We start from the raw sequence: 13,693 nt of genomic DNA, 5'->3' as shown, positions 1-13,693 counted from the left end.
ACGTCTCGTGGGACCTCTCCGAACAGAGAGACTTTGTGCGGACACGCCGAAAGGGGAGACATGAGCAGAGTCGTCGTCGCGGGCGGTGGCGTCGCCGGACTGGTCGCCGCTCGGCGTCTTGCCGAGACGGGCGCGACAGTGGACTGCTACGAACGCCACTCCGAAGTCGGTGGTCGGGTGCGCTCGACGCGCCGCGATGGCTACGTCTTCGACCGCGGGTTTCAGGTGCTGTTCACCGCCTATCCCGCCGCACGTCGGGAACTCGACTTCGACGCGCTCGACTTGCGGTCGTTCGACCCCGGTGCAGTCGTCGCCGCGCCGAACCACCGCGCGGTCCTCTCCGACCCGTTCCGTGACTTCGGGGGCGCGCTCGAATCGCTGTTCACCCGCGACGTGACGACGTTGGACAAACTCCGCGTGCTGAAACTGCGCCAAGAACTGTCCGACAAACCCGACCGCGACATCTTTTCTGGGCCGGACCAGACGACTCGCGAGTATCTGGAAGAGCGTGGCTTCTCCGAGGACTTCGTCGAGCGGTTCGCCGCGCCGTTCTACGGCGGCATCACGCTCGACCGAAGTCTCGGCACGTCGAAGAAAGTCTTCGAGTTCACGTTCAAGATGCTCTCGACCGGGGAAATTGCTGTCCCGGCGCAGGGGATGGGCAAAATCAGCGAACAACTCGCCGAGCGCGCCCGCGAGGCTGGGGCGACTATTCACACCGACGAGACGGTGACCGAGCTAGACCCCCACGCCGAGGAGCCAACCGTCGAACTCGGTCGCGAGACGACGACTGCCGACGCCGTCGTGGTCGCCACCGACCCCAAGGAGGCCCGCGAGTTGACCGGCGTGGAGACGATTCCCACCGACGCGAAGGGTTGTGTCACGCAGTATCTCGCCTTCGAAGGCGAGGAGTTGGACGCTGGCGAGCGATTGCTGCTGAACGCGGAGGGGGACGAGGGACCGAATCAGGTGGCCCAACTCTCTGCGGTCGCGCCGGAGTACGCACCCGAGGACGAGGTCCTGCTGAGCGCGACGTATCTGGGGGTGCCCGACGACCCAGACGAGACATTGACCGAGCAGACGCGCCGAACCCTCGCGTCGTGGTATCCCGAGCGGCAACTGGACCTCCGGCACCTGCACACGAGTCGTATCGAGTTCGCGCAGTTCGCCCAGCCCCCCGGAATTTTCGACCGACTGCCGTGGATTCGGGACCCCGACGGCCCGGTCTACCTCGCGGGCGAGTACACGGACGCCTCGTCGGTGAACGCGGCGATGCAGAGCGGGCGAAAGGCGGCGCGAGCGGTGGTCGATGACTTGGGACTGCCGTAGAAAATTGGGGATTCACCACCGGCGTGCGCGGCAATGGCGGTCACGCGAAGCGCGTGATCGCCGCGACGTCCGCACGAGGGATGAGCGATGGAGCGCGGAAGACGCGACATGTCGCGTCTTCCGAAACCGAATCGCGCAATCGGGTGGGGAGGCGTGTGGCTGTTGCGGTGGCGGTGCTGTGCCGTCTCCATTTGCTCAAGTAGTAGCTAGCAACCTCACAGAGTCACTCAGTTCGAAGTTCACGAAGTCAACTACTCTCGAATCGACTCTATTGACTCTCAAACCACCTCACAACATCTTCCGAAACTTTCCGAGCGGCGGAAACGACAGCATCTCCGACCTCTCCGAATCCCAGACCACCGGACAGAACTCACCCACCCGATTCACGAGCGGCGACTGAAAGTCACGCCCGCTCATTCTGTTCACTACCACGCCGGGCGCAAGTCGATTAAAGGCCGGGAGCATCAGCACGTCGGCCCCGCGGTACGCGCCCGGCCCGTACAGTAGGCAGGGTCGCCGCGTCCCCTCGATTTCGATCGTCGGGTGGTCGTGGCCGACGACGTAGCAGTCTGCCTCCATCTCCACTCGTTCGTGGCCGTGGACGACGACAGTCCCGCCGCCTAGGGAACACGACTCGCGCGCAGTGATACCGACGCCATCCAGCATCGAATCGTGGTTGCCTTCGACGACGACCAGTTCAGCACCGCTCTCTTCCACGACCGCGCGAAGGCCTCGAAGCGTCTCCTCGACGCCCGCCGGAACGCGGTCGAACGCGTGCAGCACGTCGCCAGCGAAGACGACCGTCTCGGGGTCGAACGCCTCCAGAAGCACCGAGAGCCTCTCGGTCAGGTCCGCTCGTTCGCCCAGCGACAGTTCTACCGGCGACGTCGCGTCGCGGCCGACGTGGAGGTCGGCGACGACGAGCGCGTCGCGCTGGGGCAGGTAGAGCGCGCGGTCGCGGAACTGTCCGTACATCACCCGCCGAGATGGTTCCGGTCGTCTTCCGAGTTTTGGTATTCGAGCAGAAACGCCTCGCGTGGAACCACGTCGATGCCACAGACGCCGCTCACGTCCCGGAGGTGGGCGTCGTCGCTCACGACACAGTTACCCCCAGCCGTCAGTGCCGCCTCCAGAATCGCGTCGTCGTCGGGGTCGGCGGCGACTGCGAGTTCTATCGCAGGGGAGACGACGCGCGCCGCTCGTACCACTCGCTCGACGGCAGTCGCTCGTCGTTCGCTCGGCAACGGCAGGTGGTCGTACCGAAGCACGGCGGCAAACTCTCGGAGCGTCGCGTCCGAGACGACCAACTCTACGACCGCTGACTCAACGAGTTCCAAGCAAACCGCTCGCTCTTCCGGAAACGCCAGTTCCGCGACGAGGACGTTCGTGTCGTAGACGACCGTCTTCGGGTCGGAATCCGCGGTCGTAGTCGAGGTCGTACTTGTGATGGCTCACGCCCGAGTACGGACTGCTCGGTATAAAATTCGGGCATCGAACCGAGGCGACAGCGCCGAACGTGGTTCGCTCGGTCACACCGCGGAGGTTTTGTTGCTCGGCCCCGACAGTTCCGCTCATGGCCGACGTTCTGGAGAACAAGCGTGCCGCGACGCGCTTTCGCATCCTCACGGAGATCGCCGAGCGCCAACCGGCGGTGAGCCAAGGGGAAATCGCGGAGGCGGTGGGGGTCACCAGCCAAGCCGTCAGCGAGTACATCCGCGCGCTCGTCGAGGACGGACTGGTCGAGAAGGCGGGTCGCTCCCAGTACAGCGTCACCAAGGAAGGCGTCGATTGGCTGTTGCAGGAGGCGACGGACGTACGCCGCTACGCCGACCACGTCACCGAAGACGTGCTCGGAAGCCAGCAAGAAGACGCCGCTATCGCCACCGACGACGTATCAGAAGGCGACTCGGTGACGCTCTCGCTGCGTGATGGACTGCTTCACGCCACGCCCGGCGAGGAGGGTCCGGCGACGGGCGTTACCACGACCGACGCCGACGCGGGCGAGGATGTCGGGGTCACTGGTTTCGAGGGTATCATCGACATTGACCCCGGAAGCGTCACCGTCTATCAGGTGCCGCCGGTTCGCTCAGGTGGGAGTCGCGCCGTAGACGAGCAAGCACTGGCGTCCGCCTGCGACGACGCCGATTTCGTCGGCGCGACTGGCGTCGAGGCTGTCGTCGCGCTTCGGCAAGTCGGCCACGACCCCGCGACGACGTTCGCGGCGGGCGAAGTCGCCGCGGCCGCCGCAAGTCGCGGCTTGCGCGTCGTCGTGGTTGCTACTGCGGATGGCGTCGGGCGGGTTACTGATGCCTTGCGTGAAGGTGACGTCACCTACGAAGTGACCGATTTGAGCTAAAATCGAGCTAACCGATTAACTGGCGCGCTTCTTCGCCGCCGTGTACGCTTCTCGAACTTGCTGGAAGTCCTCGCGGTCGCCGCCGTGGTCCGGATGCACTTCCTTGACCTTCTCGCGGTAGGCGCGTCGTATCTCAGCGACGCTGGAATTCTGTGGGACCCCCAACACTGCGAAGGCGGCCTTCGCGGGGTCGATGGTATTCTCCTCCTCGTCGTCTTCCACGTCGGGCGTCTCGAAGGGAAGTCGGTCGCCCAGATGGATGCCCGGCATCTCGTGTTCGACCAGCACTGCAAAGGTCGGCGAGCGCTCGATGCGGAAGTACGCCCGCGCGTCGAAGGTGATTGCAACGTCTCGCTTAGGCAGGTAGAACGCGACGTGCTGGCCCTCTACGAAGTGGTCCTCCGCGAACTCCTCGCCGATTGCCGAGAGGTACTCTCGAATCTCGACGCGGCGGCGACCCTGCCCCGAGGTACGTGGTCCCGACCGAGACACCGTCGGGTAGAGCCGCGACCCTGCGACGAAAATCACCCCGATGAGGACGCCGACTGCGGCGGACAGCCACAACCCGACCACCAGCCATTCCGGCAGCACGTTCTGGGGTAGGAACCCCGTGGTAAAGAATCTCTCGCCGACGATAATTGTAATAGTTTGTGAAGTGAATTAATGGTAACATTCATGGTCGGTCGGTGGGATGTAGTGAACAGTAAATGTCAGCTCTGAATCGTCACTCCGAGAAATGACAGTACAAGACCCAAGCTCGGACTACGACGCGGAGCTAGAGCCGAGTGAGATACACAACGTACTCCGGAACGACCGCCGTCGGCACACGCTGAAGCACCTGCGAGACACCGAGGGCGTGATTTCGGTCGATACGCTCGCGGAACACATTGCGGCCATCGAGACCGGTGAGTCGCCCCCGCCGCGAAACGTTCGCAAGAGCGTCTACGTCTCACTCCACCAGACACATCTCCCGAAACTTGACGAACTCGATATCATCGACTACGACCAGCGCTCTCAGGAAATCGAACTCTTAGACCGCGCCCAAGAAGTCGAGGTGTACATGGAAGTCGTGCCGAAGGGGGACATCTCGTGGGCGACGTACTACCTCGGCATCAGTCTGCTCGGCGTCGTCACGCTCCTCTCGGCGAAGTTCGGTCTCCTTTTCATCTCCTCGTTCGGCATCGAATTCTGGTCCTGGTACTTCCTCGTGCTTTTCGGTCTGTCGGCGCTGTACCACGCCTACAGCGAGCGAAGTCAGCGGGTTTTGGAGTAGTACGTTCTGCTGGGACTCCGTCTGAATCTCGTCACTGCCAAGCGCGAACGCGGTAGCGGCGTCGAAACTCTCAATAGCAATAGCATGGTGCATGCGTATCATGACCTGCGAGCGGTGTGGAGCGAGCACGCGACGAGATGGTGCCTACTGTCGTGATTGTGCTACGCAACCGCCAGCTCGTGTTCGGGTCGTTATCGGTCTCATGGCTACCTACTGGGGTGCATTCACGCTCTTCGCTTATGGGACGACCGCAACGACACCAAGCGGCCCCATAACTCGACTCCCGCTCCTTTTTGCCAGTGTCAGCGCCGCAGTTCTCGTTGGACTATGGCAACTGAGGCGACGAACCTGGGGCTGGGCACTGATTTGGTGGACGCTGTTTTTGGTCTCTTGGCCGCTCGCTGTGCGTCTCTCTCCCCACTTCACCAACAGTCACGCCATCTGGGTGTTTCCGATACCAGCGTTTCTTTGGTTCGTCTATCGACAACACGACCGCTACCGTGAGAATGGGGACTGAGGAAGACACACTACAGTCCCACGGTGATTCCTCTCAGCAACCACTGAGATTCCGACGAGACCGCAGAAAATCCGATACGACCGCTCAACCGATGTACCGTAGGTCCTCTTCGCTGGGCATCCCCTGCTGGGACTCCATCTCCTGAATCTTGCCGACCACGTCCTCCATCTCGTCGGCGCGTTCTTCGAGCGAGTCGAAGTTGACCTCGAAGCCGAGTTGGTCTTGGAGAATTTCCAGCACCGCGCGGGCGCTCTTGGGGTCCACGATGTAGCCGCTGGTCTCACCCATCAGACACGACGCGCGTACGCCGCGGCGTTCGCCGAGACCCAAGAGGAGACCGCTAGTGCCGACGATGCCGCCAGCGGGTTCGTCCTCGCGGAACTCGACGCCCACGTCTTGTAGTTCCTCGACGAACTCGGTGTCCGTCGCGGCACCGAGGACGGCGTACTCGTCCAGCAGTTCACCGGTCGGAACGCCACCGAGCGCGTAGATAGACTCGACGCCGAACTCCTCGCAGATGTCGAGGAAGGCGTTCGTCAGTCGGTAGTGACCGGTGTTGTCGCTGGCTTGGTGGTCGCCCGTCAGCACGAGCAGGTCCCGGTCTTCGAGTTCGACGGCGTGAATCTCCGCACACACCAGTTCCGTGGTGCCGTCGTCTTCGACGCTGACCTGCGGTGGGAAGAACTCCGAGTACACTCGACGCACTAACTCGCTGTCTTTCTCTTCGAGCAACTGCTCGGCCGCGAGCTTTCCGACGTGGCCGACACCCGGTAGTCCCTCGACCAGCACGGGGTCGCGTAGCTCCGGGTCGGCGACGACCTCGATGTCCAGTTCGTCCATGTGGTGTTACTCGCGGGCGCGCTCCTTAAGTGCCCGTCGGTACTCGCTGTAGGGGTCCTCGGGGTTGAACGGCGCGGGCGCGCTGTTGACAGCGTCGGCTCCGCATTCGGGGCACTCCGCAGAAAGGGTGTACACCGGCCGCGAGTGTCGTTCGCGCCACGCCGAACAGACCAAAATGTCGGATTTCATCCGCTACTCTTCTTCGGTCTGGCGCTCGCGGTGGAACGACCCCGTGCCGCCGAGACTCTCGATTTCGGATTCGGCGCGGGCCGCACTCTCTTCGAGCTGGGACTCGGCCGTCTTGTAGTTCGGCGCTTTCACCCGAATGCGGTACTCTGGGGCACCGACGTAGGTCACGTCGAGTTCGACCTCTTCGGGGATGTCGCCGTTGCCTTCGGCGGCCTGTAGTGCTTCCTTGATGTCGTCCACGCCATGTTCGGCGGCACTTTCGAGGTTGACGTAGCCGGTCACCGTGACGTACGGCACCGAGACGTTCTCGCGGGCCGTCTGGACGAGTTGCTCGACCTCGTCGTCGTCGAGGTCGGTGCTGTCGAGCGCTTCCGGACCGTGGATGGCGGCTTGCTCGAAGCCGTCGTAGAGGCTCCCGAACTCGGCGATGAGTTCGTTTGCGACCGAGGCATACTGCTCGTCGCTGATGTCCTCGCCGAACGCGAGCGTCATCCAGTTGTCGGCCTTCTGCTCGTTTTTCCACTCCTGAATCTTCTCGGAGCGTTGGTGGTCGTTGACGTCCTTGTAGGAGAGGTCGATCTGCTGGGCGTCCTCGTCCACTTCCAGCACCTTGCAGACCACCGTCTGGCCCTCGCTCACGTGGTCGCGGACGTTCTTGATCCATCCGCTGGCGACCTCGCTGACGTGGATGAGACCGCGCTTGTCCTCGTACTCTTCGAGGTCCACGAAGACGCCGAAGTCCTCGATTTCCTCGACTTTTCCGACGACGAGTTCGCCGGTCTCGGGCCAGCCGCTGTACTTCATCGGGCCTCTACAGTCTCTTTGACTTCGCCTTCGATGTCGGCCTTGCCGCCGGTCGGGCGAGCGAGCGTCGCGCCGCAGACGGCGCAGGCGACTTCCGTCGCCGCCTTCTCGAAGACGGTCTGTTCGTTGTCACAGTCGGGGCACTGAACGGTGAAGAAATTACCTGCCATAGATTTACTCCTGGAACGTGAGTCGGCCAGCGCGCCATCCTTCGCGGAGGTGGGCCTTGCCACACTCACTGCATCGGTACTTGAGGTCGGTCTTCTTCGTCGGTTTGTCTCCACCGGGCACCTTCGAGAACCGGCCGCGGTTCCCGATACCCTTGCTGCCTTCGCGCTGCTTGCGCTCGTCCCACTTCAGACCGGTCGAGCGGCCCGTTCGGACCTTCTCGACTTCGTGTTGTTCGTGGGCGCGGCAGTGGGGACAGTACGTGTTGAAGCGTCGTGGCATCTCCATAGATATCGACCTTGCCGTGAGGTTACGGCGCGGGGCTTAAAACCCGTTTGGTTCGGGACGGGGCCGTGGTACGCCCTCTCGGACGGAAACGCGGCGTTCGACACTTGTTCGTCGCTACTCGGGGCCACGCCGACGGAACCAGTCAGATTGTGAGAACCCGTGAACGAACCACACGACCTGATTTTAGAAACTGCCGCCGTCACGCGAATTTCTTCGCAGAAGTGAGTTCGTCGGTGAGTTCGATAGCAGATGCTTTGTTCACATATTTATTTCTACGCAGAAAAGTTTAAGTAAAAACGCGAAACACGTCGATTCGAACATGAACGCCAATCGACGGCAGTTCCTCAAGCGGAGTGCAGTTGCAACGGTCGGTGCGACGACGCTCGTCGGTGCCTCGGGCACGGCCGCCGCCTACGACGTGCCGCTCGTCTCGACGCGCGGCCACTGCAGCGACGACGGCTCGCTGAAGTCCGGCGTCTCTCAGTACAGCTACGAGACGAACGGACTCGTCCCCGGAATCGACACCAGCTGTGTCTCGGACCTGACAGTCTTCATCCACGGTTGGGACAAGAAGAGCAGTAGCTCCTCGGACGCCGAACAGGACGCACGTGACAAGATTCAGCAGGCCGAGACGGAACTGACCGGTTCGGGCTACGACGGCACTGTCGTCGGCTACACGTGGGACAACGACGTCGGCGGCGGCGCGGACTACGGGTGGGGCGAGGCACAGACGGCCGCCCAGAACAACGGGCTCAAACTCGCGCAGTTCGCCGTAGACCTCAAGTACTACTGTCCGAACGTCAGCCTCCGCTTCGCCAGTCACTCGCTCGGTGCGCAGGTGCTTCTCAGTTCGCTCCGCTCGCTCGACGTGACTTCGTGGTGGGACGACCAAGGCCACGAAGTGTACTCGACGCACCTGCTCGGCGCGGCACAGGACAACGAAGCGCCCACCCAAGAGTGGATGGACACCTACAACGCCGTCACCAACGAGGTGACCAGCCAGTTCAACTACCACAACCACGAAGACGACGTGCTGCAGTGGGTGTACAACACCATCGAGTTCGACCAAGCACTCGGCGAAACGGGTTACGAGGACGGCAATACGCCCGCGCCGAACCACCACGAACTCGACGTGACTTCCCAAGTCGGCGACGACCACTCGGGCTACCTCTCGAACGTCTCCGACGAGGTCGTTTACCACATGGAGAACACCTCGGCGTACGTCTAACGCCGCGAACAGCTTCGACAACCAGACTTGCTGTCATCCAAGGCTTGAAGCCCCTTTCTACTCCAACACAGACCATGAGCGCCTTCGCCCCCGGAAGCGTCACTGCCATCTTCGCCCCTGCCGACCACCCCGACGAGTCGCTCGGCGCGAGTTTCGCCATCGCCGACGGCGTCGTCGCGGACGTGGGTCCCGCGGACGGCGGGGACGGACTCGGGGACGAAGCGGGCATCGTCACAGTCGATGGCTCCCCCACTGACTTCGAACCCGTGGAACTCGCGCTCGACGAACTCGACGTCTCCGCCCGCGTCGAACTCGACGCCGAGATACCAATCGGTCGTGGTTTCGGTGCGAGCGGAGCCGCCACACTCGCCACCGCACTCGCCGCCGACGCGGAGTTCGACCTCGACTACTCCCGCGAAGAACTGGTTCAACTCTCCCACCGCGCGGAAGTCGAAGCAGGCACCGGACTCGGCGACGTATTCATCCAGAATCAGGGCGGCCTGCTGGTCGGCAACAACACCGGCGTCGAACGGTACGACCCCGAAGCGACCATCGAGTACGAGAGCTACGGCGGCATCGACACCAGCGAAGTGCTGAGCGACGACGACTTGCTGGCACGCATCGAGAAAGTAGGCCGGACGGCACTTGCGTCGCTCCCTGCGGAACCGACGCCGAGGGAACTGACCGTCGAAGGCTGGAACTTCGCCCGGAAAACCGGCCTCCCGACGAAAGAGGTGGAGGAAACTGTCGATGACGTCGAATCGGCGGGCGGCACCGCCAGCATGGCGATGGTCGGCGAGACGGTCTTCGCGGTTGGCGTCGAGGGCGTACTGGACAATCGGACGGAGATTTCGACGGCAGGCGCAGAACTCAGATAAAAAGAAAACTGGGGCGTTCTACTCCGCCGAAATCACGTCGTCGATGCGGGCAATCATCGTCGAGGCCTCCGTCGCGGATTCGAAGGCCTCGCGCTTGACTGCCGCGGGGTCCAGCACACCCGCCTCGATTGGGTCGCCGATTTCGCCGTGCTGGCCGGTGGCGATGATGCCCGCATGGCCCTCTTCTTTGTCGTTCGCGGCCCGAAGGTCCACGAGGCCGTCGATTGGGTCCATGCCGGTGTTCTCCGCGAGCGTGCGCGGAAGCACGTCCACGGCGTCGGCGAACGCTTCCACGGCGAGTTGCTTGCGGCCTTCGATGCTCGCGGCCTGCTCGCGCACGCGGTCGGCGACGGCGATTTCGGTCGCGCCCGCGCCGGGGACGACGCCACCTGCGTCGAGTGCTGCAGTCACCACGTCGAGCGCATCGTGAATCGCGCGTTCGAGTTCGTCCACGACGTGTTCGGTGCCGCCCCGGACGAGCAGGGTGACGGACTCTGCGGCCGCACCGCCTTCCACGAACGCGAGGTCGTTCTCGCCGAACCGTCGCACGCGAATCTCGTCGGCGCGTCCCAAGTCGGCGTCTTCGATGTCTTCGACCTTGCCGGTCCGACTCGCGCCGGTCGCGGAGGCGATGGCGCGTGCCTCGTCGTCGCTCACGTCTTCGAACGCGAGGATGCCCTCTTTTGCGAGGTAGGCCGCAACGCGGTCCTCGATGGAGTCCGTGGCGAAGACGACTTCGACGCCCGCGTCGGCCAGATTTTCGGCGTACTTCCGGAGACCGCGCTCTTCGGCGTCCATCGCGGCGGTCAGTTGCTCGACGCTCTCGACGTTGTACTCGGCGTCGATTTCGGTCTCGCGCACGCCCAGTTTCTCGTCCACGACTGCAATCGTCGCGTCGGTGACTTCGAAGGGCATGTCGTCGTGGGCCGGTTCGGCGTCGCTGATGATGCCCTCGACGAGTTCCGTGGCCGACGAGGAGGAACCGGTCTGGGTGTGGATGCGAACGTTGTCACGGTTCACCCCGTCCTCGTTCTCGACGTGGCGGATGGCGTTCACGACTGCCTCGGCGAGGCGTTCGGTCGTGATGTCGCCGGTTCCCTTGCCAGTCATGCTCGATTCGGCGACCTGCCGGAGCAGTTCGTCGTTCAGTTCGTCGTCGAGTACGCGGTCGTCGATGGCTTCGAGAGCGATGTCGCGGGCCATCGCGTAGCCTTCCACGATGGTCGTCGGGTGTACTTCGTCGTCGAGTAGGTTCTCGGCTTTCGCCAGTAGTTCACCCGCCAACACCGCCGCCGTGGTCGTTCCGTCGCCGACTTCCTCCTCTTGGGCGTCTGCGACTTCGACTATCATCTGGGCGGCGGGGTGCTCGATGTCCATCGTGTTCAGGATGGTCGCGCCGTCGTTCGTGATGGTCACGTCGCCCGTGTCGGTGACGAGCATCTTGTCCATCCCGCGCGGGCCGAGTGTCGTGCGTACCGCGCCGCTGACTGCCTTGCCTGCCGCAATGTTGGACGTTTGGGCGTCTCTGCCGTGCGACCGCTGTGTGTCCTCCGAGAGGATGAACATCGGTCGGCCGCCCATGCGTCGCTGTCCCATTTGTGATTCTGACATGTGTATCCCCACAGTAAGTATGTTTGATATTCTATAAAAAGATTTCTCGCAGTTTGCGAACACGCGTCACTGAATTTGGGTGGCACAGGTGCTGAAAGTTGGGGAATTTGCTCACAGTAGCGACTGAGAACCCCCGAACGCCGGAACGCTCGGGGTCACCTGCCAGCGAAAACACCCGGTGACACAATCCACCGGAAACGCCCGGTGACACAACCGACGGTGGGACTGAAAGGGGCCGTGCGCTTTCGAAGAAGAAACTGCGGTCGTACTGGTTACTACGTAACGACGAACGCGGTGATGCTAGCTACTCCCGAAACCGAGAAGACCGCTCCGCACCGCAACCGCATCAGCCACTCACCTCCCCAACCGATTCGCTCACGTTCGTTCGCTCATCCACCGGAAGACTGCGCTTAGCTTGTCTTCCGAGCCTTGGCTCACATTCGTTCGCCAAGACCTCGCGCGAACTTGGCGCGAGATGAACTCGCTCCACCGCGCGCCGGAAGAACGCCGTTCGTCCGACCTGCGAGGGATTTCGAGGTAGTGATAGCAACACCACAATCCCACAAACCAGTTACTCTGGCAACTTTCGGACCACACAACCGATACAATAAAATACTGGTCTCAGGAAGTCGTGTCTGATGCTGGAGTTGGAGCATCGTTTCAGGGTGGTGGACGTACACGCGCGGTTCAACGCCGACGCAGGCGGCGTACAGACTCGCGGCCGGGCCATCAGTCCCGACAGACTCGAACGGGAGATGCATCAAGCGGGGGTCGTCCGGACGGTGGTGTTCCCCGGCCCGCGAGGCGAAGATAGCTACGTGAGCGCGAACAACGCCGTCGCGCGCCGGAGCGTCGAACGACCGTTTCTGGCGTTCGCTCGCATCAACGGTCCACGAGACCCCGGTGGCGGCGCGTCTCGACTGCGCAACCTCACCGCGCGCCGCAAGGAGTACCACACCACGCCGGAGGACATCGAGCAGTACGCCTACGACGACCGATTCCACGGGTTCAAGCTCCATCCCGTCGAAGACGGACTTCCGGACGAACCGGTCCTCGACCAGTTGGAAGAAGTCGGCCTGCCGGTCCTCGTCCACGCCGGAGTTGGCTACCCGCCGAGCGAGGTCGCAGACACCCTCCTCACGCGGTCGTTCCCCGTGATTCTCGCCCACTTCGGCGGCCACCCGCTCGACCGCGACTTGATGAGCGAGGCGGTGGACCTCCTCGAACGCCACGACGAGTGCTACCTCGACACCAGTTACGTCCGGTATCGGGACCTGCTGGAACGCGCGGTCATGGAACACCCCGACCGAGTGCTGTTCGGCAGTGGCGCACCCAGTGCCCACCCGAACGTCGCGGTCATGGAGATTCTGACCCTCGACGTGCCCGAAGACGCCATGCGGAAGGTCTTCGACAAGAACCCTTGCCGCGTCATTCCCGCTCTCTCGCGGGACGGCCGCTAATCCGAACAGATTCGACCGCTACGGCCGGGCAGATTTTATCTCCCGGCGTCGTAACCGGACTATGACCCTCATCGCGGACTTTTATCTGGAGACGCCGGTCCTCGCCGCGACGCTCGAAGCGGTCCCCGACATGCAGATTGCCGTCGAGCAACACACCTCCCAGCAGTCGAAACCGGTCGCAATCACGTTCTGGGCGGAGGGTGGCGACTTCGGCGCGTTCGAGGACGCAATCGACGACGACCCGACGGTCACGAACCCGGAAGTGTTGGCGTCGATAGACAGCCAGCGACTCTACCAAGTCGAGTTGACCGAGCAGGGCGACGAACTCATCACGTACCACAGTTGGGCCGACGTCGGCGGCGTCTTCGTCTCCTCGGAACGGATGGACGCCGGGTGGCACGTCAGAATCCGGTTCCCGGACCGCGAGAGCCTGCGACAGTACGCGGAGTTCTGCGAGGAGAAGGGCCTCAAATTCGACCTCCGGCAATTGTACGACGCGGGCGGCCGCGACTCGGCGTCGTTCGGGTTGACCGACAGACAGGCCGAGACGCTCCAGTTGGCCACCGAGATGGGCTACTTCGAAGTGCCACGCCGGGCCGAACTCGAAGACATCGCCGAGCGACTCGGCGTCTCGCGCCAAGCGGTCTCAGAGCGGGTTCGCAGAGCGACCGAAGCACTCGCTCGGGCGACTATCTTCGTAGAACCGGAGACGGACGAGTCAGAAGAGAACGAGGAGTAAGAACCCGCGCGAA

General features: G+C 63.0%; 16 protein-coding genes. 7 read left to right on the top strand and 9 right to left on the bottom strand.

What is annotated here, in order from left to right:
* The first annotated feature begins 60 nt into the window (after positions 1-60).
* On the top strand, positions 61-1,329 hold the full coding sequence (locus tag F7R90_RS12380) for an NAD(P)/FAD-dependent oxidoreductase (RefSeq protein WP_158057733.1): 1,269 nt from the start codon (positions 61-63) through the stop codon (positions 1,327-1,329).
* Positions 1,330-1,617: 288 nt separating this feature from the next.
* Here the strand turns inward: F7R90_RS12380 and F7R90_RS12375 are convergent, their stop codons facing one another.
* Positions 1,618-2,304 carry a metallophosphoesterase gene (locus F7R90_RS12375; protein ID WP_158057732.1) on the bottom strand — a complete coding sequence of 229 codons (687 nt, stop codon included), beginning with the start codon at positions 2,302-2,304 and terminating at the stop codon, positions 1,618-1,620.
* Complete coding sequence (locus tag F7R90_RS12370) at positions 2,304-2,777, bottom strand: PIN domain-containing protein (RefSeq protein WP_158057731.1); 474 nt, start codon at positions 2,775-2,777, stop codon at positions 2,304-2,306. The genes F7R90_RS12375 and F7R90_RS12370 overlap by 1 nt, the downstream gene beginning before the upstream one ends.
* A gap of 125 nt (positions 2,778-2,902) precedes the next feature.
* On the opposite strand from F7R90_RS12370, the gene F7R90_RS12365 reads away from it, so the two are divergent.
* The gene (locus F7R90_RS12365) at positions 2,903-3,685 is read left to right on the top strand and encodes a DUF7839 domain-containing protein (RefSeq protein ID WP_158057730.1); all 783 of its coding nucleotides are present in this window, start codon (positions 2,903-2,905) and stop codon (positions 3,683-3,685) included.
* A gap of 15 nt (positions 3,686-3,700) precedes the next feature.
* Here the strand turns inward: F7R90_RS12365 and F7R90_RS12360 are convergent, their stop codons facing one another.
* Positions 3,701-4,273 carry a J domain-containing protein gene (locus F7R90_RS12360; protein ID WP_158058925.1) on the bottom strand — a complete coding sequence of 191 codons (573 nt, stop codon included), beginning with the start codon at positions 4,271-4,273 and terminating at the stop codon, positions 3,701-3,703.
* Positions 4,274-4,421: 148 nt separating this feature from the next.
* Here F7R90_RS12360 and F7R90_RS12355 point away from each other — a divergent pair, with 148 nt between their 5' ends.
* Positions 4,422-4,958, top strand: a complete 537-nt coding sequence (locus tag F7R90_RS12355) for a DUF7344 domain-containing protein (protein ID WP_158057729.1) — start codon at positions 4,422-4,424, stop codon at positions 4,956-4,958.
* A gap of 601 nt (positions 4,959-5,559) precedes the next feature.
* Here the strand turns inward: F7R90_RS12355 and F7R90_RS12350 are convergent.
* The 5 genes from F7R90_RS12350 to F7R90_RS12330 are packed head-to-tail and all read right to left on the bottom strand — an operon-like array spanning position 5,560 to position 7,764.
* On the bottom strand, positions 5,560-6,315 hold the full coding sequence (locus F7R90_RS12350; protein ID WP_158057728.1) for a proteasome assembly chaperone family protein: 756 nt from the start codon (positions 6,313-6,315) through the stop codon (positions 5,560-5,562).
* A 6-nt stretch (positions 6,316-6,321) separates the two neighbouring features.
* The gene (locus tag F7R90_RS12345; RefSeq protein WP_158057727.1) at positions 6,322-6,504 is read right to left on the bottom strand and encodes an RNA-protein complex protein Nop10; all 183 of its coding nucleotides are present in this window, start codon (positions 6,502-6,504) and stop codon (positions 6,322-6,324) included.
* A 3-nt stretch (positions 6,505-6,507) separates the two neighbouring features.
* Positions 6,508-7,308 carry a translation initiation factor IF-2 subunit alpha gene (locus F7R90_RS12340; RefSeq protein ID WP_158057726.1) on the bottom strand — a complete coding sequence of 267 codons (801 nt, stop codon included), beginning with the start codon at positions 7,306-7,308 and terminating at the stop codon, positions 6,508-6,510.
* Positions 7,305-7,478 (bottom strand): 30S ribosomal protein S27e, encoded by a 174-nt coding sequence (locus F7R90_RS12335; RefSeq protein ID WP_158057725.1) that lies wholly within the window; start codon positions 7,476-7,478, stop codon positions 7,305-7,307. Before F7R90_RS12335 ends, F7R90_RS12340 begins: the two co-directional genes overlap by 4 nt.
* Positions 7,479-7,482: 4 nt before the next feature.
* Positions 7,483-7,764 (bottom strand): 50S ribosomal protein L44e, encoded by a 282-nt coding sequence (locus F7R90_RS12330; RefSeq protein ID WP_158057724.1) that lies wholly within the window; start codon positions 7,762-7,764, stop codon positions 7,483-7,485.
* A 319-nt stretch (positions 7,765-8,083) separates the two neighbouring features.
* Here F7R90_RS12330 and F7R90_RS12325 point away from each other — a divergent pair, with 319 nt between their 5' ends.
* The gene (locus F7R90_RS12325; RefSeq protein ID WP_158057723.1) at positions 8,084-8,992 is read left to right on the top strand and encodes a twin-arginine translocation signal domain-containing protein; all 909 of its coding nucleotides are present in this window, start codon (positions 8,084-8,086) and stop codon (positions 8,990-8,992) included.
* Between the two features lie 74 nt (positions 8,993-9,066).
* Positions 9,067-9,870, top strand: coding sequence for a GHMP family kinase ATP-binding protein (locus F7R90_RS12320; RefSeq protein WP_158057722.1), 804 nt, complete (start codon positions 9,067-9,069; stop codon positions 9,868-9,870).
* 18 nt (positions 9,871-9,888) lie between these two features.
* On the opposite strand, the gene thsA is transcribed toward F7R90_RS12320, so the two are convergent.
* Positions 9,889-11,451, bottom strand: coding sequence for a thermosome subunit alpha (gene thsA, locus F7R90_RS12315; RefSeq protein ID WP_158058924.1), 1,563 nt, complete (start codon positions 11,449-11,451; stop codon positions 9,889-9,891).
* Positions 11,452-12,119: 668 nt separating this feature from the next.
* On the opposite strand from thsA, the gene F7R90_RS12310 reads away from it, so the two are divergent.
* Positions 12,120-12,941, top strand: a complete 822-nt coding sequence (locus tag F7R90_RS12310) for an amidohydrolase family protein (RefSeq protein WP_158057721.1) — start codon at positions 12,120-12,122, stop codon at positions 12,939-12,941.
* Positions 12,942-13,002: 61 nt separating this feature from the next.
* Positions 13,003-13,680 (top strand): helix-turn-helix domain-containing protein, encoded by a 678-nt coding sequence (locus tag F7R90_RS12305; RefSeq protein WP_158057720.1) that lies wholly within the window; start codon positions 13,003-13,005, stop codon positions 13,678-13,680.
* Positions 13,681-13,693: the final 13 nt, after the last annotated feature.

Origin of the sequence: Halorussus halophilus, assembly GCF_008831545.1 — an archaeon.
GTDB lineage: Archaea > Halobacteriota > Halobacteria > Halobacteriales > Haladaptataceae > Halorussus > Halorussus halophilus.
This window is presented reverse-complemented; position numbering and strand designations above follow the sequence as displayed.

What these genes read in the sequence shown, in the direction of transcription:
- F7R90_RS12335 (WP_158057725.1), bottom strand. Translation starts at nt 7,478, where the DNA reads ATGGCAGGTAATTTCTTCACCGTTCAGTGCCCCGACTGTGACAACGAA.
- F7R90_RS12350 (WP_158057728.1), bottom strand. Translation starts at nt 6,315, where the DNA reads ATGGACGAACTGGACATCGAGGTCGTCGCCGACCCGGAGCTACGCGAC.
- F7R90_RS12380 (WP_158057733.1), top strand. Translation starts at nt 61, where the DNA reads ATGAGCAGAGTCGTCGTCGCGGGCGGTGGCGTCGCCGGACTGGTCGCC.
- F7R90_RS12340 (WP_158057726.1), bottom strand. Translation starts at nt 7,308, where the DNA reads ATGAAGTACAGCGGCTGGCCCGAGACCGGCGAACTCGTCGTCGGAAAA.
- F7R90_RS12330 (WP_158057724.1), bottom strand. Translation starts at nt 7,764, where the DNA reads ATGGAGATGCCACGACGCTTCAACACGTACTGTCCCCACTGCCGCGCC.
- thsA (WP_158058924.1), bottom strand. Translation starts at nt 11,451, where the DNA reads ATGGGCGGCCGACCGATGTTCATCCTCTCGGAGGACACACAGCGGTCG.
- F7R90_RS12325 (WP_158057723.1), top strand. Translation starts at nt 8,084, where the DNA reads ATGAACGCCAATCGACGGCAGTTCCTCAAGCGGAGTGCAGTTGCAACG.
- F7R90_RS12305 (WP_158057720.1), top strand. Translation starts at nt 13,003, where the DNA reads ATGACCCTCATCGCGGACTTTTATCTGGAGACGCCGGTCCTCGCCGCG.
- F7R90_RS12310 (WP_158057721.1), top strand. Translation starts at nt 12,120, where the DNA reads ATGCTGGAGTTGGAGCATCGTTTCAGGGTGGTGGACGTACACGCGCGG.
- F7R90_RS12320 (WP_158057722.1), top strand. Translation starts at nt 9,067, where the DNA reads ATGAGCGCCTTCGCCCCCGGAAGCGTCACTGCCATCTTCGCCCCTGCC.
- F7R90_RS12345 (WP_158057727.1), bottom strand. Translation starts at nt 6,504, where the DNA reads ATGAAATCCGACATTTTGGTCTGTTCGGCGTGGCGCGAACGACACTCG.
- F7R90_RS12355 (WP_158057729.1), top strand. Translation starts at nt 4,422, where the DNA reads ATGACAGTACAAGACCCAAGCTCGGACTACGACGCGGAGCTAGAGCCG.
- F7R90_RS12375 (WP_158057732.1), bottom strand. Translation starts at nt 2,304, where the DNA reads ATGTACGGACAGTTCCGCGACCGCGCGCTCTACCTGCCCCAGCGCGAC.
- F7R90_RS12365 (WP_158057730.1), top strand. Translation starts at nt 2,903, where the DNA reads ATGGCCGACGTTCTGGAGAACAAGCGTGCCGCGACGCGCTTTCGCATC.